The following is a 24,586-nucleotide window of genomic DNA, read 5'->3' on the forward strand; positions in this document are numbered from 1 at the left end:
ACGGATGAGCAACCCGATGCCACGAAGCGGGCGCCGCCTGCCCGCCACCCGCCCGGTCGCCCTCGCCGCGCTCCCCGCGGCGCTGCTGGCCGTGGTTTGCGCGGGACCCGCGCCCGGGGCCACCGCCCCGGGCGCGGGATCGCCCGCACGCGCCGACGTACGCCCCCTGGAGGGGGCACATGCGCACACCGGCGCGCCCCGCCGCGCCGGAACCTTCGACACGGCGCCCGCGCGCGCCGCCCTGCAGCGACTGCTGCCGTGGCACGCCGGGCAGTTCACCCTGGTGCCCGACCCGGCCGCCGGCGCCGACACCTTCACGGTGTCCGGGACCGCCGGGGCCGTCACCGTGCGCGGCAGCACAGGAGCCACCCTGCTCACGGGCGTCGGCTGGTACCTCCAGCACGTCGCCGGCGCCGACATCGGCTGGCCCGGCGACAGCATCGGCATGCTGCCCGCCCGGCTGCCGGCCGTACCGTCACCGGTCACGCGCAGCGCGCAGGTCCCGCACCGGTACGCCCTCAACGACACCGACGACGGGTACTCGGGCCCCTACCGCACCTTCGAGGAGCACCAGCGGCAGATCGACCTCCTCGCCCTGCACGGCATCAACGAGGTGTTCGTGCAGGTCGGGGCGGAGTACCCGTACTACCGGGCGCTCCAGCGGTTCGGATACTCCGCCGAGGAGCTGCGGCAGTGGATCCCCGGCCCCGGCCACCAGAGCTGGTGGCTGCTGCAGAACCTCAGCGGCTTCGGCGGCCCGGTCACCGAGCGGCTGATGCGCGAACGCGCCGAGCTCGGCGGCCGGATCGCCGAACAGCTGCGCGGCCTCGGCATGACCCCGGTGCTGCCCGGCTACTTCGGCACCGTGCCGCCCGGCTTCGCCGCCCGCAACGCCGGGGCGGCCACGGTCGCGCAGGGCGACTGGGCGGGCTTCGACCGCCCGGACTGGCTGGACCCCGCATCGCCCGTCTTCGCGAAGCTGGCCGCCGCCTACTACGCGGAACAGCGCGCGGCGTTCGGGGACAGCTCGATGTACCGGATGAGCCCGCTGCACGAGGGCGGCCAGACCGGCTCCGTCGACGTCGGCACGGCGGCGGGCGCCATCCAGGCGGCGCTGCACGCCGCCCACCCGGGGGCGCTGTGGGCCGTGCTGGGCTGGCAGGACGACCCGACGGCGGAACTGCTGGCCGGGGTCGACACCTCCAAGCTGCTGATTCTCGACGGGCTGTCCGACCGGTACAACCGGCTGGACCGCGAAAGCCGTTGGGGCGGCGTCCCGTACGCGATGGGCACCATCTACAACTTCGGCGGACACACGACGATCGGCGCGAACACCTCGGTGTGGCTGGAACGCTTCGGCCCCTGGCGGGCCAAGAGCAACAGCGCGCTGGCCGGGATCGCCTACCTGCCGGAGGCCACCGGGACCAATCCGGCGGCGTTCGACCTCTTCACCGACCTCGCCTGGGATGCCGGGCCGATCGACCAGCGCACGTGGTTCGCCGGCTTCGCGGCCCGCCGCTACGGCCGCCCCGACGCCGAGGCCGCCGCCGCCTGGGAGGAGCTGCGCAAGGGCCCGTACAGCACCTCCTCGGGGCTGTGGTCGGAGTCGCAGGACAGCCTGTTCAGCGCCCGGCCCAGCCTGTCCGCGGCGGGCGCGGCGTACTGGAGCCCCAAGTCGATGCGCTATCCGGCCGGTTCGGTGCGCAGGGCCCTGGACCACCTGCTGAGGGTGGCTCCGGCGCTGCGCGGCTCCAGCGCCTACCGCTTCGACCTGGTGGACACCGCGCGGCAGGCCCTCGCCAACCACTCGCGGGTACTGCTGCCGAAGATCAAGGCGGCCTACGAGGCCGGGGACCTGGCCCGCTTCCGCACGCTGACGGCCGAATGGCAGGACGGGATGCGGCTGCTCGACCAGGTGACCGGATCCGACCCGAACCTCCTCCTCGGGACGTGGCTGTCCCGGGCCCGCTCGCAGGGCGCCGACCGGGCCGAGCAGGGCCGGTACGAGTACGACGCCCGCTCGCTGCTGAGCGTGTGGGGCCGGCGCAGCACCAGCGAGGGCGGTTTCCTGCACGACTACGCGAACCGGGAATGGAGCGGTCTGATCTCCGAGTTGTACGCCCGGCGGTGGGCGGCCTACTTCGTGACGCTGGACGAGGCGCTGGTCGGCAGGGCCGCGCCGCGGGAGATCGACTGGCACGCCTTCGAGGAGGAGTGGGCCGGGCGGACCACCCGGCACCCGGACCGGCCGAGCGGGGACCCGTACCGGCTGGCCACGGCCGTGGCGGCGGCCCTCCCGGCGGCAGCCACCGGCTGACCTACACCACCGGGGCGGTGGTGATCGTCCGATACGGAGATGATCACCCTCCAGGAGGAAAGTCCGCGCTCGTGCGAGGGAGATCTCCCGCCGCGGTTCGTCGCGCGGGGACGGCACTCGGTTGACTGGCCCGGAGAAGACCAGGGGCGGCCACCGGAGCGATCCGGGCCGCCCCTTCCGATGCCACGAGACGCGACCAGGAGTGCACCCGAGCATGTCCCAGACCGAACACGACCAGACCGCGCACCAGGGGGAACAGGAGCGGCAGCAGCAGGAGCGGCCCGCGGGCGCCGGCTCCGCCGCCGCATCCCTGGAACTGCTGACGCTGCTCGCCGCCGGGGTGGCCGACCTGGCCCTCGACCAGCTGCGGCAGACCGCCGACCGCGCACAGGACGCACTGCGCCGCGCCGACCTGCGCGAACTGCTCACCGACGGGGTGGTGGAGCTGCGCAAGCGCGGAGAACTGGCCACCCGCCGGGCGGGCATGGCCGACGAGAACTACCTGGAGACCATCGCCCGGCGCGCCGCGGAGCAGATCGCCTCCGAGGGCCGCCCCTGTGCATGACCACACCGGCTTCAAGGAACGCATCGACGAGGTGCTGGTCCGGCTGGCCGACGAGGAGGAGCGGGCCCTGCTCGGGCTGCACGCCGAACTCACCCCGCTCTCGGAGCAGTTACGCCGGTCCCTGGCCCGCGGCAAGCGGATCCGGGCCGCGTTCCTGTACTGGGGGTGGCGGGCGGCCGGCCAGCCGGACTGCGAGGGGGTGATCCGGGCCGCGGCCGCGATGGAACTCGTCCACGCGGCGGCCTGCACCCACGACGACATCATCGACGACAGCCGGATGCGGCACGGGCAGCTCACCGCGCACGCCGCCTTCGCCGCGAACGGGCAGCGCTCCACCGCCCTCGCCATGATCCTCGGCGACCTGCTGATGGGGTACGCCGGGCACGTCTTCACCTCCTGTGGGCTGCCGGGGGCCTACCTGGCCCGGACCGTTCCGCTCTGGTCCACCCTGCTGCGCGAGACGATGGCCGGCGAGTTCCTGGAGGTGCTGCGCACCCAGGCGGGAGCGGACCGGGAACCGCTGGTGGCGGAGTCCCTGGAGGTCGCCCGCTTCAAGACGGCCAAGTACACGGTGGAGCGGCCGCTGCACCTGGGCGCCACCCTCGGCGGCGGCTCCAACGCCCTGCTGGACGCCTTCTCCGGCTACGGCCTCCCGCTGGGCGAGGCCTTCCAGCTGCGCGACGACCTGCTGGGGACCTTCGGCGACCCGGCACGGACCGGCAAGTCAAACCTGGACGACCTGCGGGACGCCAAACCCACGGCGCTGCTCGCGCTGACCGTGGCCGCGGCCGGGCCCGACGACCGCCGGCTGCTCACGAAGCTGGTCGGCAACCCGGAGCTTGGCGAGGAGGAGGCCTCGTCGGTCCGCGAGCTGATGGAGCGGTGCGGGGCCCGGCAGCGCGTCGAGGGCATGATCCGCGAGCGCATCGGCCGGGCCGAAGCCGCTCTCGACCTCGCCGCGATGCCCTCGGAAGCCCGGTCCGCCCTGAGCGGGCTGGCCGCGACCGCCGCCGACCGCTCCCTGTAGCCGCGCGACCGCGCCTGCCACCACCGCCCTCCTCGCCGCGCCGCCGCCGCGCTCCCGCAGCGGCGGCAGCCCCCGGACCGGGCGGACTGTCCCGCACCCGAAGACACGACAAGGACGACCGACGTGAACGCCAACGCCACCAAGACCGCCCCGGCGCGCGCCCGCTACGACCACGCCGCGCTCGACGCCCTGAGCACGCAGGGCGATCCGCTCGCCGACGAGACCGTCGCCGAGATGTTCCGCCGCAAGGAGGTCGGCGACCTCAACACCCTCATGCGGTTCTTCACCACCACCGGCGACAAACTCCCCGAGCAGCTCCCGCAGTCCGCGCGCGCCTACTTCGAGGCGACCGCCATGCCTCCGAGCTGGGTGGACTGGGACGTGATGGAGCAGGCCCGGCTGTTCTTCATGGACAACGCGGCCCACATCAACACCGGCCTGTCCTTCGCGGCCATGCCCGCGACCTACGCCATCCCCCGGCTGTCCCGGCTGCTCGCCTCGACGCACTCCATGGCGTACCCCTCGCGGCGGATGGCCAACACCGGGCAGTTCGTCACCTACCTCATGCAGACCAACTCCTTCGCGGAGGGCAGCAAGTTCATCCCCGCCGCGCAGAAGGTGCGCCTGCTGCACGCGGCCGTCCGCCACCACCTGCGCCACGGCGGCCACTGGGACGTCGAGAAGGACGGGGTGCCCATCTGCCAGGAGGACATGATCGGGGGGCAGATTTGCTTCTCGCTCCTCGTCCTCGACGCGATGCACCGGCTCGGCATCCACATGAGCGAGGACGGCGCCGAGGCCTACTTCTACGCCTGGCGGGTCGTGGGCGCCATGCTCGGCTGCGACATGTCGGCGGTGCCGCAGACCCTCGCCGAGGCACGCGACTACTGCGACCTCTACCTCCTGCGCAACCTCGGCCCCTCCCCCGAGGGGGTCCGCCTCAACGCCCAGCTGATGCGCATGTACGAGGACGTGGTCCCGGGCACCTTCTTCGACCCGATGGTCCCCGCCACCGTCCGGTTCCTCGTCGGGGACACCATCGGCGACTGGCTGGAGATCCCGCGCACGGCCTGGGACACGGCGGCCAAGGCGGTGCCGGTGTTCCTCGGGCTGCTGGAGACCATCGAGGACAGCAGCCCGTACGCGGAGTGGGCCCTCGACAAGGCGGGCTCCCTGCTCTCCGGCTTCGAGCTGGCCTCCCTGACCCGGGGCCGGGTCATGCACCACGCCATCCCGGCGGAGCTGAAGGGCGACTACGGGGTGAAGGCGCCGCGCACCGGGCGCTGGGTGCCGCCGGCGCCCGTGCACTGAGCACGCCCGTGCACTGAGCACGCCCGTGCACTGAGCACGCCCGTGTGACCGGCGCCGTCACCCCGCGAAGGGCGCCGGTCCCCCGTGGCGCCGCCCGCCGCCCCGGGGCCGGGGGCACACTGGCGGTGTGAGGGCAGACCCGAACGGTTCCGGGAGGCCGCGCCGGCCGGTGGGCGCCGTCTGCGGGATCGTCGCCGCGTTCGCCGGCCTCGCCGTGGCGGAGCTGGTCACGGCCGCGGCCCGGCCAGAGGCCTCCCCGGTGGCCGCCGTCGGCGCGGCGGCGGTCGACCTGACGCCGCAGGCGGTCCGGGAGTGGGCCATCGCCCTGTTCGGCACCACCGACAAGGCGGTACTGACGCTCGGCATCGTCGCGGTCCTCGCCGCGGTCGCCGCCGGGGCCGGGCTGCTCGCCGTACGCCGACTGTCGGCCGGTATCGCGGTCGCGGGCGGGTTCGGGCTGCTGGGAGCGGCGGCAGCGCTCAGCCGGCCGGAGGCCTCCTGGCAGGACGCGCTGCCCTCGCTCGCGGGCGGACTGACCGCGGCCGGTGTGCTGGCGCTGCTGGTCACGGAGGCCACGCGACCGCGGCCGGTCCGGGCGCCGCCGGGCGGCGCCCGGGCGATGGACCGGCGCGGCTTCGGCCGGCTGGTCGTCGGCGTCCTTGCGGTGTCGTCCGCGGCCGGTCTCGCCGGACGGCGCCTCGGTGCCCAGGGCTCGGCCGGAGCCACCGCCTCCAGGGCCCGCCTGGTCCTCCCCCCGCCCACCGTGCCCGCGCCGCCGGTGCCGGCCGGCGCGAACCTGCGGGTGCCAGGACTCGCCCCCTTCCTCACCCCCGCCCGGGACTTCTACCGGGTGGACACCGCCCTGGTCGTGCCCCGCGTGGACGCCGGCACCTGGCGGCTGCGCATCCACGGCGAGGGGGTGTCGCGTCCCCTCACCCTCGGCCTGCGCGAGCTGCTCGCCCGGCCCCTCGTCGAACACGACGTCACGCTCTGCTGCGTGTCGAACGAGGTCGGCGGCCCGTACGCGGGCAACGCCCGCTGGCTCGGCGTACGCCTCGCGGACCTGCTCCGCGAGGCCGGGGTACGGCCGCCGTCCCGCGGCGGCCCGGCCGACCAGCTCGTGGCCCGCTCGGTCGACGGCATGACGCTGGGCACGCCCGTCGAGACGGTGATGGACGGCCGGGCGGCGCTGCTGGCCGTGGGGATGAACGGCGAGCCGCTGCCCTTCGCGCACGGCTTCCCCGTCCGGATGGTCGTACCGGGCCTGTACGGCTACGTCTCGGCCTGCAAATGGCTGACCGAGCTGCGGCTGACCACCTTCGCCGCGTACGACGCCTACTGGGTGCGCAGGTCCTGGGCGCAGCAGGCCCCGGTCAAGACGCAGTCGAGGATCGACACCCCGCGCCCGTACGCCGCCCTGCGACCCGGCCGGGTGGCGGTGGCGGGGGTGGCGTGGGCGCAGCACCGGGGGATCCGGCAGGTCGAGGTACGGGTCGACGGGGGCCCGTGGCAGGAGGCGCGGCTCGGGGACGCGGACGGCGTGGACACCTGGCGGCAGTGGGTGTGGCCGTGGGAGGCGACGGCCGGGCCGCACGCGCTGGAGGTCCGCGCGACGGACGGGACGGGCGCCGTCCAGACGGGGGTCCGTGCCGGGACCGTGCCGGACGGGGCGACCGGGTGGCACCGGGTGGAGGTGCACGTCCGGGCCCTGGGCTGAGTCCCCGCGCAGGTCACCCGTGCGACGGCTCCCGCATGCGGCGGACGGGGCCGCCGGTTAGCCTGCCGGGACGAGGCCTGCCCTCGCGAGGCGGGGGACCTTCGCCCTCGACCCGCATGGAGGCACGCCGTGCGACACTCCAGGACCTTCGCCCTCGCCTGTCTGGGCGGTCTCATGCTGGCCGCTTCGCTGGCGGGCGGCGCCGCCGCCGGCCTCGCCGAGAGCGCCGCCCCGCCGTGCCCGTCGGGCCAGATCTCCCGGGGCGGCTCGTGCCTGCCGGGCGACACCGAGGAGTTCACCGCGCGGCAGGTCTCCGACGCGCTGAAGAAGTACAGGCTCACCGCGGCGATGGCCGGGGTGTGGGTCGACGGGGAACGCGTCGCGACCGCCGCGGCCGGGGAGACGATGACGGGCATCCCGGCGACGACGGACATGCGGTTCCGCATCGGTTCGGTCGCCATCCCCTATATGACGACCGAGCTGCTCAAGCTGGTCGACGAGGGCAAGGTCGCGCTCGACGACAAGCTCTCCCGCTGGCGCCCGGACCTTCCGCACGCCGACGAGATCACGCTGAAGATGCTGGCGTCCGCCTCCTCCGGATACGCGGACTACGTCACGGACAAGGCCTTCATCGCCGACCTCTACGAGAACCCCTTCCGGCACTGGACCGGTGAGGAGCTCGTACGGATCGCGGTCTCGCGGCCCATGGCCCGGCCGCCCGGTTCGGGCTTCGCCTACTCGCACGCCAACTGGGTGCTGCTGGGTGACATCATCTCCAAGGTGGAGCGGCGGCCTCTGGGAGAGGTGATGCGTGAGAACGTCCTCGAACCGATGGGCCTGACCCGGACCGCCATCTCCTCCAAGGCCGAGATCCCCGCGCCGGTGCTGCACGGCTTCGACAACGAGCGGGGCGTGTTCGAGGACTCCACCTACTGGGATCCGTCGTGGACGGTGGCGGAGGGGGCGGTGATGACCGGGACGCTGGAGGACATGGCGAAGTCCTTCGCGGCGATCGGCGAGGGGGAACTGCTCACGCCCGAGTCGCACGAGCTCCAGCTCACGCCCGTCGTCAAGGTCAAGGGAGACGCCTCGTTCGCCCTCGGGCTGCCCGTGGTGAACACCTGGATCCTGCAGAACCCGTCCTTCGCGGGCTACGCGGGCACGGTCGCCTACCTGCCCTCCAGGAAGCTCGCCATCGCGACGGTGGCGACGCAGGGTCTCGGCAGCACCGTTGAGAACGCCAGTACGGACGTGCTCCGGGCGATCGCCGGCCACCTGGCCCCGGAGCGCCCCCTCAGCCTGGGCTGAGGAGGCTGGGGCTCAGGGCTCAGGGGGTCAGGGCTCAGGGGTCAGGGGGTCAGGGGGCTCAGGCGGACCGGCAGCGTCTCGACGCTGTTGCCGATGAAGCTGCGCTGGTGCGGGAGTTCGGCCTCGGGGGTGGCGAGGTCGAGGTCCGGGAAACGCGTGAACAGCCGTTCCAGAGCGGTGGTGGCCTCCAGGCGGGCGAGCGGGGCGCCCACGCAGTAGTGGGCGCCGTGTCCGAAGGAGAGGTTGCGGGCGGCGGTGGGGCGGGTGACGTCGAAACGGTCGGCGTCCGGGCCGTGGAAGCCCTTGTCGCGGCCGGCCGCGGTGTAGCCGGCGAGGACCGGGGTGCCCCGCGGGATGACGGTGCCGTCGACGGTCAGGTCGCGAGTGGGATAGCGGAAGGGGAACCAGCTGACGGGACCGTCCCAGCGCAGCGTCTCGTCCACGACGTCCGACCAGGTCGCCCTGCCCTCCAGGACGAGGGCGAGCTGGTCGCGGTGCGTGCACAGGGCGCGGACGGCATTGCTGATGAGATTGAGGGTGGTCTCGTGGCCCGCGACGAGCACCAGCCGCATGGTGCCGGTGAGTTCGGCCTCGCTGAGCCGGTCGCCGTCGTCCTCGCGGGCGGCGATCAGGGCGCTGGTGAGGTCCTCGCCGGGGTTCGCCCGGCGGGTCGCCGCTATGGTGCCCATGAGGTCGACGAGTTCCCGTACGGCGGCCATCGCCTCGGCCGGGGTGGTGTCGGTCGCGATGATCACCGTGTTGGACAGGTGGTGCAGGCGGCCCCGGTGTTCCGGGTCCACGCCGAGCAGCTCGCAGATGACGCCCATCGGGAGCGGGAGCGCGAAGTGCTCGCGCAGGTCGGCGGTCCCGTCGGGGGACGCGGCCGCCGCCCGGTCCAGGTCGGCGAGGAGTTCGGCGGTGAGCGCCTCGACGCGCGGGCGCAGGCGTTCCACCTGGCGGGCGGTGAACGCCTTGCCGACGAGCGCGCGGAGCCGGCGGTGGTCGTCCTCGTCGGCGGTGTGCATGCCCCGGGCGTTGGCGAAGGCCCGCAGGGGCCACTCCCGGGGGATGCTGCCGTCGTGCAGGGCCGGGAAATGGCGGGCGTCCTTGGCCACTTCGGGGTGGGCGAGGAACTCCTTCAGCGTGTCGTGGCCGAGTACGACCGCTCCGGGGACCCCGCCGGGGAGCACGACCTGCGCGACCGTACCGTGCTCGGCGCGCAGCCGGGCGTTGAGGGCGTGGGGGCAGCCGCCGGCTGGGTCGATCGCGTACGGGGCGTCCGGGCCGACCGGGACGTGCGGGACGGGTGCGGTGTGCGACGACAAGCCGGATCTCCTGACCTGGTGGACGGAACACGGTCAACAGTGCGGCTCAGCATGCGAGTTGGACAAGTCCGCCCACCGTCCCCGTCCCCTCAGAACCAGTTGAGGGTCAGGGCGAAGGCCGCGCCCGCGGTGGCTCCGGTGGAGTCGGTCACGGTGGCGGTGATCCGGGTCGTGCCGCCGCCCCAGGGCAGGCCGGTGATGTGCCCCGCAGTGTTGTCGAGGGTCAGCCCCCAGGGCAGGCCGGTGGCGGCGTACCGGACCGGGGGCTTCCCGCCGGTGGTGGTGAGCCGGATGGTGCAGGGCTGGTTGAACTTGCACGTCTGCGGCCCGGGGTCGGTGAGCCTCAGGTCACCGGAGGGGGGCGTCGGGGTCGGTGTGGGAGTGGGCGTCGGGGTGATGCCGCAGCCCGGCATCGCCTCCGGGGGCAGCGGCACCCGCCAGATCCGGGGGTCGTTCTCCGACCCGACGAGCAGACCGGCGCAGTCGGCGTACGTCACCGTCTCGCCCTGCGACTGGCCGGGAGGGCGACGTCCGCGAGCTTGGCCCCGGCCGTGTCGTGGACGGATGCCGTGTTGGCGCCCAGTGGCCCGCCACTGCGCAGGACGTAGGAGGCGCCCGACGGGGAGGAGGCGCCGTCGGTGGCGAACACGGGCGCGGACCCGACGGCCGTAAGGGTGTTGACCTGGCCGGTCAGCGGCGGCAGCGGGGCCCGGTGAAGGCGGCCCGCGGCTCCGACGAGTTTGCTCGCCACGTACATCCGGCCGGACACCGGGTCGGCGAGCAGGGACTCGGCGTCGTGTCTGCCGTCGGAGTAGGAGAAGCGGTAGGTCACCGGTGTGACGGTGGCGTCGGCGAGCGGCTCCGGCTCGGAGAAGCCGTGGACGGCGATCTCGGTGCGCCCGCCGAGGTTGTCCCCGATGTCGCCGACGAGGATCGCCGGGGCGCCGGAGGCGTCCGTGCCGAGTGCCAGCCCCTCCCAGTCGGTGTTGCCGACGCCCGAGACGGTGAGGGTGGCGGCCAGCCGGCCGGTCGTGGTGCTGCAGTCGACGGCGAACACCTGGTTCGTGTTGCCGCTGTCGTTGACGGCGTAGAAGACGCCGGGGTGTCTGCGGCTCATGGCGAGGCCGCTGAGCTCGGCCAGTCCGCCGGGCAGGGTGCACTTCTTCTCCGGCGCCAGGGAGGCGGCGGCCGCCACCGCGGGGTCGGCCGGGGCCGTGGCTGCGGTGGAGGCGGTGGCACTGGTCGTCCAGGCCGCCGCGGGCAGGAGCGTGGCGAGGGCCGCGGTGGTGAGGGCGGCGGTGGCGAGGGCGGCGGTGGCGAGGGCGGCGGCCCGTGGAGCTGTCAGGAGTGGGGACATGCGCACAATGTGGGGGCAGGCACGGCCCGGTGCCAGGCCCGACCCCCTCCCGTTCGAGCATCGTTCAATGCCGCGCGGGCATGGGGCGCACGGCGCCGCCGGCCCAAGCAGTCTGCGCACGCCGTCAGCGCACGGGCTCCCGGACCGGGGCCTTGTGCCCGGCCTGCGCGATGAACGCGCGAGCGGCGCGGCTGAGCGGCCGCCGGGCGTGGGCGATGCCCACCGGGCGCAGCAGGGGCGGGGTGAAGGAGCGGATCTCGGCCCGGTTCCCGAACGCCCTCAACACCACGTCCCGGTACCAGATGAGGGAACCGCGGCCGTCCGTCACACCCGTCACCCAGGCGAGGCGTTCGTCGACTTCCAGGGAGGGGACGGGCCGCACCCCGAGGCAGCTGAACATGGCCTCCATCTCGGTGCGCCGGCCGGTCCCCGGGGTGGGCAGCACCATGGGCAGTCCGTCGAGCACGCGGAACGGCACCGGGTCGGGCAGCCGGGAGCCGGCCGGCGAGATCAGCACCACTTCGCGTTCCTGGATGAAATGGGTGGAGAGCTCCTTGTCGACGGGCAGGTCGACCAGGGCCAGTTCCGACCGCCCCTGGTTCAGTGCCTCGACCAGTGCCTCCCGGCTGCTGTGCTGCTGGAGCCGTACGTCGACGTTCGGATGGCGTTCGGTGAAGGCGACGATCAGGTCGGCGGCCAGGTCCAGGGCGAGGGTGGGCGTGCTGACGAGCGTGAGCACCGACCCGGTGTCCTTGCCGTGGGAGATCCCTATGTCGTCGATGGCCTCCACCGCATTGAGCACGGTACGGGCCAACCGGACGACCCGGGCCCCCTCCGGTGTGAGGTCCACCCCCCTTCCCCGGCGGGCGAGGAGTTCGACGCCCAGGTCCCGTTCCATGGCCTGGACGGCCCGGGACAGGGCGGACTGGGCGACGAAGACCGAGGCCGCGGCGCCGGTGATGGACCGGCAGTCAGCGACGGCGACGAGGTACCGGAGCTGTGCGAGGGTGGGCGTCATGACCGGACGGTAACCGCGCGGGGCTGTACCTGTAAGGGCTCGTCCGGTGAACAACTTTCCGCGCCGGGCGTGACGTTCATGCCCGGTGGGCGGCCAGGCATACCGGTGCGGCATGCCCCCGCCTTCGCCGCACGCCGGCCCGTGCGGCCGGACCGGCCCCGGCCCGGCGCCGATCGCCGCAGGTCACCGGCCCGGCGGGGGCGGGGCGTCAGTCCGCCCGCGGGGCACGCCGGGCGGGGTGGGGGTGCTGATAATGCGAAGCGCCTTACTCCGTATGGCTGTTGACAGTGCACAGCGGGCCCCGCACCATGCAACGCGGCGTCCGGGTGTTTGACCATCGTTCAAGCCCGCCGCGTCTCCCGGCCGTGCCGCTCTCCCCGCCCGCCGCCCGCCGGCCCGCTCGTTCTCCCGTTCTTCCGTCCTGCCTCGCGTCATGTCACACAGCACTGGAAGAGGAGCGCTCGTGATCCCCCATCCCCCACAGCCACCCGCCGTCCGCGACCTGGTCGTCGCGGTCTGCCCCTTCGAGGAGCCCCGCCCGGGGATCGTGACCGCCGCCGAGCGGGCCGGGGCCCTCGGGCTGCTCGATCTCGGGCGGGACGCGAGCGCCGCCCGCCGCGCGCTCGCCGAGACGGGCCGCCGCCTCGCCAGCGCCTCCTACGGCCCCGGCGCGGGCCGCTACGGAGTGCGGATCCCCGCCCACTGCCCCCTCGGCCCCGGGGACCTCCCCGCGGAGGTGGACACGGTGCTGCTCGCCGACCCCGCGGAGTTCACCGCCCGTCAGGTGGCCGACTGGGCCGCCGCCGCGGGCCGGCCCCGCATCTGGGCCGAGGTCACCGGCCCGGCGGAAGCCGCCGCCGCCGTGGCCGCGGGCGCGCACTCCCTCGTCGCCAAGGGGCACGAGGCCGGCGGCCGGGTCGGCGCGAGCACCACCTTCGTACTGCTCCAGCAGCTCCTCGGGGACCCCGCGATCACCCTGCCCGTACTGGCCCTCGGCGGGATCGGGCCGCACACGGCGGCCGCGGCCGTCGCGGGCGGGGCCGCCGGGGTGCTGCTCGACGTACAACTGGCCCTGACCGCCGAGGGCGAGGCCGACCTGCCGTACGACGTGGCGGCGGCACTGCGGGCGATGGACGGGTCGCAGACCCGGCTCCTCGACGGGCACCGGGTGTTCGCACGACCCGACCTGACCCCGCCCGAGGGTCCGGCGCCCGCCCTGCTCGGCGCCCGGAACCTGCGCACGCAGCTCCTGCCCGTCGGGCAGGACGGGGCGTCCGCGGCCCGGCTGGCCGCCCGGCACCGGACCACCGGCGGCGTGCTGCAGGCCGTACGGGAGGCCGTCACCGGGCATCTGAGGGCCGCCGTGCGGGCCGAGCCCCTCCGGCAGCCGCTGCCCGTCGCACAGGGACCGATGACCCGGGTGAGCGACCAGGCGGCCTTCGCCGAGGCCGTCGCCACCGCCGGCGGGGTCCCCTACCTCGCGCTGGCCGTGATGGAGGGCCCGGACGTACGCCGCCTCCTCGCCGAGACCGCCGAGCGGCTCGGGGACCTCCCGTGGGGCGTGGGCCTGCTCGGCTTCGCCCCGCCCGAGCTGCGACGGGAGCAGCTCGCGGCGGTGGCCGAGGCCCGGCCCCCGTACGCGGTCATCGCCGGCGGCACCCCGGCGCAGGCCGCCCCGCTGGAGACGGCCGGGACCCGCACCCACCTGCACGTGCCCTCACCGGGCCTGCTGGAGCGGTATCTCGCGGAAGGGGCGCGGCGGTTCGTCTTCGAGGGCCTGGAGTGCGGCGGACACGTCGGACCGCGCGCCTCGTTCCCCCTGTGGGAGGAGCAGATCGATCTGCTGCTGCGCTCCTGCCCCGACCCGGCCTCCCTGGACGTGCTGTTCGCGGGCGGGATCCACGACGAGCGGTCCGCCGCGATGGCCGTGGCGGCCGCCGCTCCACTCGCCGCGCGGGGCGCCCGGGTCGGGGTGCTGATGGGCACCGCGTACCTGTTCACCCAGGAGGCCGTGGCGGCCGGCGCGGTGCTGCCCGGCTTCCAGCGGGCGGCGGTGGAGTGCACGGACACCGTGCTGCTGCACACCGCGCCGGGGCACGCCACCCGCTGCGCGTCCACCCCGTACGCCGCGACGTTCGAGGCGACCCGGCGGCGGCTCGCGGAGAGCGGCGTCGAACCGCGCGCGATGTGGGAGGAGCTGGAGCGGCTCAACCTGGGCCGGCTGCGGATAGCGAGCAAGGGCCTGCGGCGGCCCCCCGGCGGTGGCGCACCGGAGCCCGTCGCCGAGGAACTCCAGGCGGCGGACGGGCTGTTCATGCTCGGCCAGGCGGCGACCCTGCGCACGCGGACCACCACGGTCGCGGCGCTGCACGGCCAGGTCACCGAGGGAGCCACGGCGTGGCTGGAACGGCGCGCCGAGGAACTGACGGCGGCCGGACGCCCGCCCGAAGGCGCGGACCCGCTCGACGTCGCCATCGTGGGCATGGCCTGCGCCTACCCGGGTGCGCCGGACCTCGCCGCCTACTGGGCGATGGTCCTCGCCGGGACGGACGCGGTCACCGAGGTGCCGCCCGATCGCTGGGACCCGGCGCTCTACTACGACGCCGATCCGGCCCGGGCCGGGGAGCGCACGCCCTCCCGCTGGGGCGGCTTCCTGGGCCCGGTGCCCTTCGACGCGCTCGCGCACGGCATACCGCCCGCCTCCCTCTCCGCCATCGAACCGGTACAGCTGCTGGCCCTGGAGATCTCCGCACGGGCCTTCGGCGACGCCGGCTACGGCAAGGACCGCGCCTTCGACCGCTCCCGGACATCGGTGGTCTTCGGCGCGGAGGCCGGCACCGAACTGGCGGGCGCCTACGGGCTGCGCGCCCTGCACCCGGCCTACCTCGGGGACCTCCCCGCCGACCTGGACGAGCAGCTGCCGCGACTCACCGAGGACTCCTTCCCCGGGATCCTCGCCAACGTCATCGCCGGCCGGGTCGCCAACCGCCTCGACCTGGGCGGCGCGAACTGCACCGTCGACGCCGCCTGCGCCTCCTCCCTCGCCGCCCTCGACCTCGCCTGCCGCCAACTGCGCGACGGGGACAGCGACATGGTGCTGTGCGGCGGCGCCGACGTGCACAACGGCATCAACGACTACCTGATGTTCGCCTCCGTCCGCGCCCTGTCCCCCGGCGGCCGCTGCCGGCCCTTCGACGCGGCCGCCGACGGGATCGCCCTCGGCGAGGGCGTCGGTGCCGTCGTGCTGAAGCGGCTGGCTGACGCCGAGCGCGACGGCGACCGGGTGTACGCCGTGATCAAGGCGGTGGGAGCCGCCAGTGACGGCCGGTCCCTCGGCCTGACCGCCCCCCGCCCCGAGGGCCAGCGACGGGCTCTGGAACGGGCCTACGCGCGGGCGGGCATCGCCCCGGCCGACGTCGGTCTCGTCGAGGCGCACGGCACCGGCACGGTGGTGGGCGACAGCACCGAACTGGGCGTCCTGAGCGATCTGTTCACCGCGTCCGGGGCCACGGCCGGAGCCTGCGCGCTGGGTTCGGTGAAATCACAGCTCGGGCACACCAAATGCGCGGCCGGACTCGCCGGCCTGATCAAGGCCGCCCGGGCCGTGCACGCGGGCGTACGGCCGCCCACCCTCCACATCGACACCCCGAACCCTGCCTGGCGGCCGGAGACCAGCCCCTTCTCCTTCGACGACGAGGCCCGCCCCTGGGCCGTGCCGGCGCGGCGGCGCGTCGCCGGGGTGAGCGCCTTCGGCTTCGGCGGTACCAACTACCACGCGGTGCTCGCCGGTTACGGGGGCGCGGACGAGCCCCGGCACGGCCTGGAGGAGTGGCCGGCCGAGCTGTTCTGCTTCCGCGGCACGGACCGGCGGTCGGCGGCCCGCGCGTTGGCACGGCTCGCGGCGCGCCTGGAGCAGAACGACACGGCCGGGCGCCCCTGGACCCTGCGGGACCTCGCCGCCGAGACCGCCGCGGACGGGACCGGCCCGGTGGCGGTGGCGGTCGTGGCCGCCGACCTGGACGAGCTGGCGGCCCGGCTGGAACGGGCCCGGTCCTTCACCCCTTGCGACGGGGTCCACGTACGGGCGGAGGGAACGGAGCCGGGCGGGGTGGCCTTCCTCTTCCCCGGACAGGGCAGCCAACGACCCGGCATGCTCGGCCGGCTGTTCACCGCCTTCCCCGCTCTGCGCGTCCTGCTGGACACGGCTCCCCCGAAGGTGGTGTCGGCGATGTTCCCGCCGGCCGCGTTCACCGCCGAAGGGCGGGCGGCGCAGCGGGCCGCGGTCACGGACACCCGGGTGGCCCAGCCGGCCCTCGGCCTGGCGGGGGCCGCGGCGCACCTGCTGCTCGGCCGGCTCGGCGTACGGCCGGACTGCGTGGCAGGGCATTCGTACGGGGAGCTCACCGCGCTGTGGGCGGCCGGGGCCTACGACATGCCGAGCCTGCTGCGGCTGAGCGAACGCCGCGCCGGGGCGATCCTGGCGGCGGCCGGCGCGGACCCGGGGGCGATGGCGGCGGTGTCGGCCGCACCGGAGGAGGTCCGGGACCTCGCCGCCCGTGCGGGATGCGTAGTCGCGAACCACAACGCACCCCGGCAGTGCGTCGTCTCGGGCCCCTCGTCGGCCGTCGCCGCGGCGGTGACCGCGCTGCGGGAGGCAGGCCTGTCGGCGGAGCCGCTCCCGGTGGCCTGCGCGTTCCACAGCGAGGTGGTGGCCGGGGCGGCGGCCGACCTGGCCGCCGAACTGAACGGGACGGCGGTGACCGCTCCGGGCATCCCGGTCTGGTCCAACACAACGGCCGAGCGGTATCCGGCGACGGCCGAAGGAGTACGAAGCCTTGCCGCGCGCCAGGTCGCGGAGCCGGTCAGGTTCGTGGAGCAGGTGGAGGCCATGTACGCGGCCGGCGTCAGGACCTTCGTGGAGGCGGGGCCCGGCCGGGTCCTGACCGGACTCGTCGGCCGGATCCTCCGCGAGCGCCCGCACACGGTGGTCCCCCTGGACGTGCCGGGCGAGCACGGCCTGGTCCGGCTGGTGACGGCGCTGGCCGAACTGGCGGCGGCGGGCGTACCGGTGGCGCCGGACGCGCTGTTCCGAGGGCGCACCTCCCGCCTCCCCGACCGGGCCCCACGCCGCCCGGGCTGGCTGGTCGACGGCCACCTGGTCCGCACGTCGAACGGCACCCCGGTCCCCGGCGGCCTCCGCCCGGCCCGACGAGTCCAGGCCCACCCGGCCACGGAGAAGGAGACGGCGATGGCGGACGAAGGGAAGGGCCGCGAAGAGGCGGTACTGGAGTATTTGCGGGGCGCCCGCGCCCTTGTGGAAGCACAACGCGACGTCCTGCTGGCCTATGTGGGCTCCTCGCGGCTGCCCGACGGCCAAGGCGGTTCCGGTGGGGCCGGGAGGGTGTCGGGGCGATCCCCGCAGGGCGCCGAACGCACCGCCGACGCACTGTCCGGCCCCGGGCACCGTTCGGCGCCCGTGCAGACGCCCCCGCGCGCGCCCGTCCCCGCCGAAGCCCCCGGACCCACCGAGGCCCCCGCTCCCGCCCCCCGCTCCGCCGAGGACGTCATGGACGCGGTCCTGGAGATCGTCCACGTCCGGACCGGATACCCCCTGGACATGCTCGACCCCGAGCTGGACCTGGAGGCCGACCTCTCCATCGACTCCATCAAGCGCGTGGAGATCATCGGAGCCCTCGCCGACCGGATCGGCCTCCCCCAGGACCCGGGCGGCTCCGCCGAGTCCGCGGTCGAGGAGCTGTCCCGGATCAAAACCCTGCGCGGAATTGTGGACTGGGTCGTCGGCCACGCCCCCGGCGCCCCGACCGCCGAGCCGCAGCCCACCGCACCCGCGCCGACCCCGCCCCCCGGCACCCCACCGGTCACCCGACTCCGCGTGGACCTGTGCCCCGTCCCGCCTGCCGACGGCGACCCGGCGTCCCTGGACGGTCTGCGGATCGGGATCGTCGAGGACGACCAGGGTCTCGCGTCCGCCCTCGCCGACGCCCTGGAGGCCCTGGGCGCCGAGCCGCAGATCGTGCAGGAGGCCGGGGACGGTGCCGGGCTGGACGGGATCGTGGAGCTGTCCTCGCTGCGGGCGGGGACCGAACCGGTTCTGCCCGCAGTCTTCCGGAGCCTGCGCGACGCCCTGACCGGCGGGACCCCGCGGCTCCTGCTCGTCGCGGCCTCCGGCGGCCCCGGCGGAGCCGGCCTGCACGGTTTCGCCCGCAGCGCCGCCCTCGAATTCCCCGCCGCGCTGGTGCGCTCGGTGGACGTCCACCCCAAGGAGGACCCGGAGCGCGTCGCCGCACAACTCGTCCGCGAGCTCGCCACGGCCGACACGGACGGCCCTGCCTCCGTCGGCTACACCCTCGACGGTGCCCGCGCCGCCCGCCGCCCGGTGCCCGCTCCCCTGCCCGCCGCCGAAGGGCCCGGCTCCCCGCCGGCCTTCCTGGACCCGGGCTCGGTGGTCCTCCTCACGGGCGGGGCCCGCGGGATCACCGCCCGCACCGCGCTCGCCCTGGCCCGCGCCACCGGCTGCCACATCGAAGTCGTCGGGCGTACGCCCCGGCCTCCCACCGCCGAGGACGGGTTCGGACAGGCACAGGACCGCGTCGCGCTGCGCGCCGCCCTGATCGCCTCCGGCCTGCGCAAGCCCGCGGAAATCGAGGCCGCGGCCTCGCGGATCCTCGCCGAGCGCGAGGTACGGGCCACCCTCACCGCCCTCGCCGCGGTGGCGGCCTCCGTCCGCTACCACTGCGCGGACGTCACCGACGAGCACTCCGTACGGGCGGTCGTGGCCGACGTACGGGAGCGCCACGGGCGGCTGGACGGCATCGTGCACGGCGCCGGGGTCCTGCGCGACGGGCTGCTGCGCGACAAGCGGCCTGCTGACTTCGCCGAGGTGTTCACCACGAAGGTGGCCGGCGCCCGGCACCTGGCCGCCGCGGCCGCCGAGCACGGGTCGTGGCCCGCACCCCGCTTCCTCGCTCTGTTCGGGAGTGTCGCGGGGGTGTACGGGAACCGCGGGCAGAGCGACTACGCCGCGGCCAACGACGCCCTCGACGGGCTCGCGCACACCTGGGCGGAGTCCTTCCCCGGGCGGGTGCTGTCCGTCGACTGGGGGCCCTGGTCGGCCGAGTCGGGCGGCATGGTCACCCCGGAGCTGGAGCGCGCCTACGCCCACCGCGGTGTACCGCTCCTCGCGCCGGACGCGGGCACTTCCGCCTTCCTCGACGAACTGGCCCGCGGGAACGACGTCCAGGTCGTCCTGATGGCACCGGCGGCGGCCGAGGTCCGCGGCGGTGAGTGAGCGACGGCAGAACACCGGCCCCCGCCCGACCGACGCCGCGATCGTCGGCATGGGCGCCGTGTTCCCCGGAGCCGCCGATCTGGCCGCCTACCGCCGCAATCTCCTCGCGGGTACGGATTCCATCGGCGAGGTCCCGCCCGAACGCTGGGACCCGGCCGTCTACTTCGATCCGGAGGCGGCCACCGGACCTGCGGCGGGTGACCGCTTCTACTGCCGGCGCGGCGGCTTCGTCGACGGCCTCGCCGCTTTCGACCCGACCCGCTTCGGAATCATGCCGGCCGCCGTGGACGGCGCCGAGCCGGACCAGATGCTGGCCCTGCACGCGACGGCCGAGGCGATCGCCGACGCCGGCGGCGAGGACCGGCTGCCGGCCGACCGCTCGCGCGTCGGGGTGGTACTGGGCCGGGGCGGGTTCATGGGGGTGGCCACCGCCCGTCTCGACCAACGGGTGCGTACGGCGCACCAGTTGGCGCAGACCCTGCGTGAGCTGGCGCCGGAGCTGGGCGAGCGGCGGATCGCGGCCGTGCGGTCGGCGTTCCAGGACGCGCTCGGTCCCGAACGGCCCGACGCGTCGATCGGACTGGTCCCCAGCTTCACCGCGGCCCGGACCGCGAACCGGCTGGACCTGCGCGGGCCCGCCTACACCCTCGACGCGGCCTGCGCCTCCTCCCTGCTGGCGGTGGACCAGGCCGTGGGACTGCTGGCGGCCGGGCGCTGCGACGCGGTGGTCGCAGGGGCGGTGCACCACTGCCACATCGCGACGCTGTGGAGCGTCTTCACCCAGCTGCGGGCGCTCAGCCCGAGCGAACGCATCCGGCCCTTCGACCGCAGGGCCGACGGGACCCTCCTGTCCGAGGGCACCGGGGTGGTCCTCCTCAAGCGGCTGGCGGACGCCGAGCGGGACGGCGACCGCGTGTACGCGGTGGTCCGCGGGACGGGCGTGGCCGGGGACGGCCGCGCGGCGAGCCTGATGAGCCCGCTGGTGGCGGGCCAGGTACGGGCGCTGGAGCGGGCCTGGCGGGAAGCCGGCCTGGATCCGCGGGAGGGGGGCGCGCTGGGGCTGCTGGAGGCGCACGGCACGGGCACGCCGGTCGGTGACGCCGCGGAACTGGACACCCTGGCGCAGGTGTTCGGCCCGCCCGGGCCGGACGGGCCGGGGATCGGCTTCGGTTCGGTGAAGTCGATGCTCGGGCACACGATGCAGGCCTCCGGCATGGCCGGGCTGATCAAGGCCGCGCTCGCGGTGCACGAGGGGGTGCTGCCGCCGACGCTGCACCTGGAGGAGCCGCACCCGGACCTGGCCCGGACCCGGATGCGGCCGGTGACCGCGGCGCAGCCGTGGGAGCGCGGTCCGGCCCCCCGCCGGGCCGGGGTCAACGCCTTCGGCTTCGGCGGGATCAACGCGCACGTGGTGCTGGAGGAGGCCCCCGCCGCCGCACGACCCCGGCTGCCGGTCCGGCGGTTCCTGCCGCTGGGCGGCGCGGCCGCGCCGGTGGGCCCGGCCGCGCCCGGTGACGTACTCCTGATCGGGGCGGACACCCCGGCGGAGCTGTCGGCGCGGCTGGCGGCGGCCTCCCCGGGGTCGGGCGGCGAGGGGCCCTGCCGGGTCGCGGTGGCCGGGCCGACGCCGCAGCGGCTCGCGCTGGCGGCGAAGGTGGTGGCGCGCGGCCGTGCGTGGCGGGGGCGCGGCGACGTGTGGTTCGCGCCGGAACCGCTGGGCGGCCGGGTGGCGTTCCTGTTTCCCGGTCTGGAGCCGGAGTTCGCGCCGGTGGTCGACGACGTCGCGGAGCGGTTCGCGCTGGCGCCGCCCCGGCTCACCCGGGGTGCGTCGCTCGTGGAACGGGCCCTGGACGCGATCGCGACCGGCCGGTTCTTCGCCCGGGTCCTGCCGCTCCTCGGCCTCGAGGCCGACGTACTGGCGGGCCACAGCCTGGGCGAGTGGGCGGCGATGGTGGCCGCCGGCATGTATCCGCAGGAGGCCGCCGACACCTTCCTGGACTCGCTGCGGCCGGGTGATCTGCGCGTCCCGGACCTCGTGTACGCGGCGCTGGGCTGCGGCGCGCCAAGGGCGCAGGCCGCGCTGCACGGCATGGACCGGGTGGTGGTCAGCCATGACAACTGCCCGCACCAGTCGGTGGTCTGCGGCGATCCGGACCAGGTGGCGGCCGTCGTCGCCCGTCTGCGCGCCGCCGGGGTCCTCGGCCAGGAGCTGCCGTTCCGTTCGGGCTTCCACACCCCGATGTGGGAGCCGTACCTCGGCCAGGTCCGTGCGGCCTTCGGCCGGCTGCCGCTCGGGCCCGCGGCCCTCCCGGTGTGGTCGGCGACGACGTGCGCGCCGTTCCCGTCGGCGCCGCAGGACGTGCGGGACCTGGTGGTGCGGCACCTGCTGGAGCCGGTCCGCTTCCGCGAACTCACCGTCGCCCTGTACGAGGAGCAGGACGTGCGGACCTTCGTCACCCTGGGGCCGGGGAGTTTGCACGGCTTCGTCGAGGACACCCTCCGCGACCGCCCCCACCTGTCGGTGTCCACCTCCTCACCCCGGCTGGGCGGTCTCGCGGCCCTCGACCGCACCCGGGCCGCCCTCTGGACGGAAGGCCACGCGGTGTTCCCTGCGGGAGGCTCGACGGGGCCCAAGGCGGGGGCCGGGCCCGGCGACGGCCCCGGGGCTCGGGGCTCAGCAGGCGGTGGAGGAGGCCCGGCCCCGGTCGGGGCCGGGCCCGGCTCCACGAAGGCCGGCGCACCCGTGCCACAGGGGGCCGCGTGCCGCGCGGACCTCCGGCCGGAGACGGCCCGGGCCGGCGACGAGCAGAGCCGGCTGGGAGCCGCCGCACCGGACCGCCCCGCGGGCGCCGGTGCGGGCCGCGCCGTCCCCCTGGACCTGGGGTCGCCGTTGGTCCGGCTCGGGGAGGCGGCCCGGGCCTCCCTGGCCGGCATGCTCGCACCGGCACCGGCACCGGCACCGGCGGCGCCGCCGGTGGACCGGCCGGTGCTGCTGTCCGCGCTGGACGCCGTACTCGCCGACACCGACGCGGCCGCCCGCGCCGTCACCGAGGCATGGGCGGCCTCGGGAACCGCGCCAGGACCGAGCCGGAGGCCCGGGGCCGCGCCGGACCGGAGTGCTGTGCCCGAGCCGACCGCCGGACCGGGCCGGACGCGGCCGCCAGGAGCCGGGACTGGCACGGGGCCGGGCCTGGGAGGCGAACCCGAGGCCGGGACCGGCACGGGACCGGGCCGCAGGCGGCCCGAGCCAGGAGCCGGGACTCGCACGGGGCCGGGTCTGGGAGGCGAACCGGAGGCCGGGACCGGCACGGGTCCGGGCGTGGGAGCGGAGCCGGAGGCCGGTACCGGAACGGGACCGGGTCGTGGGGTCCGGGCCGGCCACGGGGGCGGGCCGGCGCCGGCCGCCGGCGGGTCGCAGACGCTGCGGCTCTCCCTCGCCGCGCTGCCCTACGTGCGCGACCACTGCGTGTACCTGCAGCCGGACGACTGGGCCGAGGACTCCGACCGGTTCCCCGTCGTGCCCATGACCACCATGTTGGAGCTGGCCGCCGACGCCGCCCGGCGGTACGCCCCGGCCGGCCTCGCCGTCGTCGGCTACGAGGACGTACGGGCCCTGCGGTGGCTCGCCGTCGAGCCTGCCGTCGACGTCCGGATCTCCGTCCGCCCGGACGGGCCCGGTCGGATGCGCGCCACGCTCGGCGAATACGCCTCGGCGGTCGTGCTGTTCGGCGACGGGTACGGGGCGCCGCCCTCCCCCGACGGCAGGCCGCTGCGCGACGCCGGGCCGGCCCCGGTGAGCGCCGCGGCCCTCTACCGGGACCGGTGGATGTTCCACGGGCCGCGTTTCGCCGGGGTCCACGAGGTCCGGACCGTCGGCGCGGACGGCATCCACGGCGTGCTGCGGGCACTGCCCGACCCGGGCGCGCTCCTCGACGCGGCCGGGCAGCTCTTCGGGCACTGGATGCAGCTGCGGCTGCCGGTGGACCGGCTGGTGTTCCCGGCCACCGTGGACCGGATCGGGTTCCACGGCCCGCCTCCGGCCCCGCCGGAGCTGATCTCCGCGACCGCCCGGATCCGTGCCGTGCAGGACGTCACCGTACGCGGGGACGTCGAACTGTGCCGGCCCGGCGGCGGGGTGTGGGCCCGGATCGAGGGGTGGACGTACCGCCGCTTCGGCGCCGACGAGCGGGTGTGGCCGATGAAGTTCACCCCCGAGGTCTGCGGCATCGGCGAACCGCGGCCCGAGGGCTGGTGCCTGGCCCGGCGCCGCTGGAGCGACCCCGCTTCGCAGGAGCTGGTGATGCGCCGCTACCTCGGCGCCGCCGAGCGGGAGGCCTACGAGCGGCTCGCGCCGCGGGCCCGGGCGCCCTGGCTGCTGGGCCGGATCGCGGCCAAGGACGCGCTGCGCGGGCTGCTGTGGGACGGCGGGGCCGGGCCGGTGTTCCCGGCCGAGGTGCCGGTCGGCAACGACCCCGCCGGCCGGCCGGTGGCCGGGGGGCCGCTGACCCGCGGCTTCCGGCTGTCGATCTCCCACAAGGACCGGATCGCGGTCGCCCTCGCCCACCCCGGCCGCCCGGTCGGCATCGACGTCGAGTCGGTGACCGCCGACCCGGACGCGCTGGTCCGGATCGCCCTCGGACCGGACGAACTCCGTCTCGCCGAAAGGCTCGCCGAACGGCTCGCCGGACAGCCCGCCGACCACGGGGACACCGGCCTGCGGGCCGCGCTGACCGCGCTGTGGTGCGCCAAGGAGGCCGCCGCGAAGGCGGCCGGCACCGGGCTGGGCGGCCGGCCCCGGGACTGGCGGGTGGCAGGCGATCCGGACGCCGGCGGGCTGGTCGTGACGTCCCCCGCCGGCACCCCGTACCCGGTCCGCACCACCCTGCTCCCCGGCACGCCGCCCCCCGGCACGACCGGTGCCGGCACACCGCCCGACCACGTCGTCGCCTGGACCCCGCACCCCGCGGCGGCGACGCCCGCCGCCCCCTTCCACCTCACGGAGACCCGTCATGGCACCTGACATCCTCGCCGAGATCACCGGCATGCTCGTGGAGATCGTCGGCGACGAGTACCTGCTCGCGGAGGAGGTCACGATGAAGACCACGTTCAACGAGGACCTCGCCCTGGAGAGCGTGGAGTTCGTCGCCCTCGCCGAGCTGCTCCACCATCGCTACGGCGCCGACGTGGACCTGATGGGCTTCCTTGCGGAGAAGGACATGGACGCCATCCTGGCCATGTCCGTCGGCGAACTCGTCACCCACATCGCCCGGATCACCCGGACGTCCCTGGCCCGGGTCTCGGCGGGCGGCCCGTCCGCGTCGGCCGGCTGAGC

General features: G+C 75.5%; 13 protein-coding genes. 9 read left to right on the plus strand and 4 right to left on the minus strand.

The window, feature by feature from the left end; all coding sequences use genetic code 11:
* The first annotated feature begins 16 nt into the window (after positions 1 to 16).
* The 6 genes from AB0F82_RS02355 to AB0F82_RS02380 all read left to right on the plus strand — a co-directional run bounded on the left by AB0F82_RS02355 (position 17) and on the right by AB0F82_RS02380 (position 8,245).
* Positions 17 to 2,317 carry an alpha-N-acetylglucosaminidase gene (locus AB0F82_RS02355; protein ID WP_362622902.1) on the plus strand — a complete coding sequence of 767 codons (2,301 nt, stop codon included), beginning with the start codon at positions 17 to 19 and terminating at the stop codon, positions 2,315 to 2,317.
* Between the two features lie 214 nt (positions 2,318 to 2,531).
* A complete protein-coding gene (locus AB0F82_RS02360) occupies positions 2,532 to 2,882 on the plus strand; it encodes a hypothetical protein (protein ID WP_362622905.1) in 351 nt (116 codons plus the stop codon).
* A complete protein-coding gene (locus tag AB0F82_RS02365) occupies positions 2,875 to 3,909 on the plus strand; it encodes a polyprenyl synthetase family protein (protein WP_362622908.1) in 1,035 nt (344 codons plus the stop codon). The genes AB0F82_RS02360 and AB0F82_RS02365 overlap by 8 nt, the downstream gene beginning before the upstream one ends.
* 123 nt (positions 3,910 to 4,032) lie before the next feature.
* Complete coding sequence (locus AB0F82_RS02370) at positions 4,033 to 5,220, plus strand: oxygenase MpaB family protein (protein ID WP_362622911.1); 1,188 nt, start codon at positions 4,033 to 4,035, stop codon at positions 5,218 to 5,220.
* Positions 5,221 to 5,347: 127 nt separating this feature from the next.
* Positions 5,348 to 6,937, plus strand: coding sequence for a molybdopterin-dependent oxidoreductase (locus AB0F82_RS02375; protein ID WP_362622914.1), 1,590 nt, complete (start codon positions 5,348 to 5,350; stop codon positions 6,935 to 6,937).
* Between the two features lie 129 nt (positions 6,938 to 7,066).
* Positions 7,067 to 8,245, plus strand: a complete 1,179-nt coding sequence (locus AB0F82_RS02380; protein WP_362622916.1) for a serine hydrolase domain-containing protein — start codon at positions 7,067 to 7,069, stop codon at positions 8,243 to 8,245.
* Positions 8,246 to 8,286: 41 nt separating this feature from the next.
* On the opposite strand, the gene AB0F82_RS02385 is transcribed toward AB0F82_RS02380, so the two are convergent.
* The 4 genes from AB0F82_RS02385 to AB0F82_RS02400 form a co-directional block, all read right to left on the minus strand.
* A complete protein-coding gene (locus AB0F82_RS02385; RefSeq protein ID WP_362622919.1) occupies positions 8,287 to 9,570 on the minus strand; it encodes a cytochrome P450 family protein in 1,284 nt (427 codons plus the stop codon).
* Positions 9,571 to 9,659: 89 nt separating this feature from the next.
* Positions 9,660 to 10,067, minus strand: a complete 408-nt coding sequence (locus AB0F82_RS02390) for a putative Ig domain-containing protein (protein WP_362622922.1) — start codon at positions 10,065 to 10,067, stop codon at positions 9,660 to 9,662.
* Positions 10,064 to 10,927 carry a hypothetical protein gene (locus AB0F82_RS02395; protein ID WP_362622925.1) on the minus strand — a complete coding sequence of 288 codons (864 nt, stop codon included), beginning with the start codon at positions 10,925 to 10,927 and terminating at the stop codon, positions 10,064 to 10,066. The genes AB0F82_RS02390 and AB0F82_RS02395 overlap by 4 nt, the downstream gene beginning before the upstream one ends.
* 124 nt (positions 10,928 to 11,051) lie before the next feature.
* Positions 11,052 to 11,945: a LysR family transcriptional regulator gene (locus tag AB0F82_RS02400; protein WP_030820748.1), complete on the minus strand. Its 894-nt coding sequence runs from the start codon at positions 11,943 to 11,945 to the stop codon at positions 11,052 to 11,054.
* A 463-nt stretch (positions 11,946 to 12,408) separates the two neighbouring features.
* Here AB0F82_RS02400 and AB0F82_RS02405 point away from each other — a divergent pair, with 463 nt between their 5' ends.
* The 3 genes from AB0F82_RS02405 to AB0F82_RS02415 are packed head-to-tail and all read left to right on the plus strand — an operon-like array spanning position 12,409 to position 24,584.
* Entirely contained in the window at positions 12,409 to 19,254 is a 6,846-nt protein-coding gene (locus AB0F82_RS02405) for an SDR family NAD(P)-dependent oxidoreductase (protein WP_362622928.1), read from the plus strand.
* On the plus strand, positions 19,247 to 24,274 hold the full coding sequence (locus tag AB0F82_RS02410) for a beta-ketoacyl synthase N-terminal-like domain-containing protein (RefSeq protein WP_362622931.1): 5,028 nt from the start codon (positions 19,247 to 19,249) through the stop codon (positions 24,272 to 24,274). The genes AB0F82_RS02405 and AB0F82_RS02410 overlap by 8 nt, the downstream gene beginning before the upstream one ends.
* The gene (locus AB0F82_RS02415) at positions 24,264 to 24,584 is read left to right on the plus strand and encodes an acyl carrier protein (RefSeq protein WP_362622934.1); all 321 of its coding nucleotides are present in this window, start codon (positions 24,264 to 24,266) and stop codon (positions 24,582 to 24,584) included. The genes AB0F82_RS02410 and AB0F82_RS02415 overlap by 11 nt, the downstream gene beginning before the upstream one ends.
* Positions 24,585 to 24,586 lie beyond the last annotated feature (2 nt).

The sequence above is a fragment of the Streptomyces virginiae genome (assembly GCF_040638905.1).
GTDB classification, from domain to species: domain Bacteria; phylum Actinomycetota; class Actinomycetes; order Streptomycetales; family Streptomycetaceae; genus Streptomyces; species Streptomyces virginiae_B.

Coding starts and splice junctions, on each gene's coding strand:
- AB0F82_RS02360 (WP_362622905.1), top strand. CDS start 2,532: ATGTCCCAGACCGAACACGACCAGACCGCGCACCAGGGGGAACAGGAG.
- AB0F82_RS02415 (WP_362622934.1), top strand. CDS start 24,264: ATGGCACCTGACATCCTCGCCGAGATCACCGGCATGCTCGTGGAGATC.
- AB0F82_RS02355 (WP_362622902.1), top strand. CDS start 17: ATGCCACGAAGCGGGCGCCGCCTGCCCGCCACCCGCCCGGTCGCCCTC.
- AB0F82_RS02395 (WP_362622925.1), bottom strand. CDS start 10,927: ATGTCCCCACTCCTGACAGCTCCACGGGCCGCCGCCCTCGCCACCGCC.
- AB0F82_RS02400 (WP_030820748.1), bottom strand. CDS start 11,945: ATGACGCCCACCCTCGCACAGCTCCGGTACCTCGTCGCCGTCGCTGAC.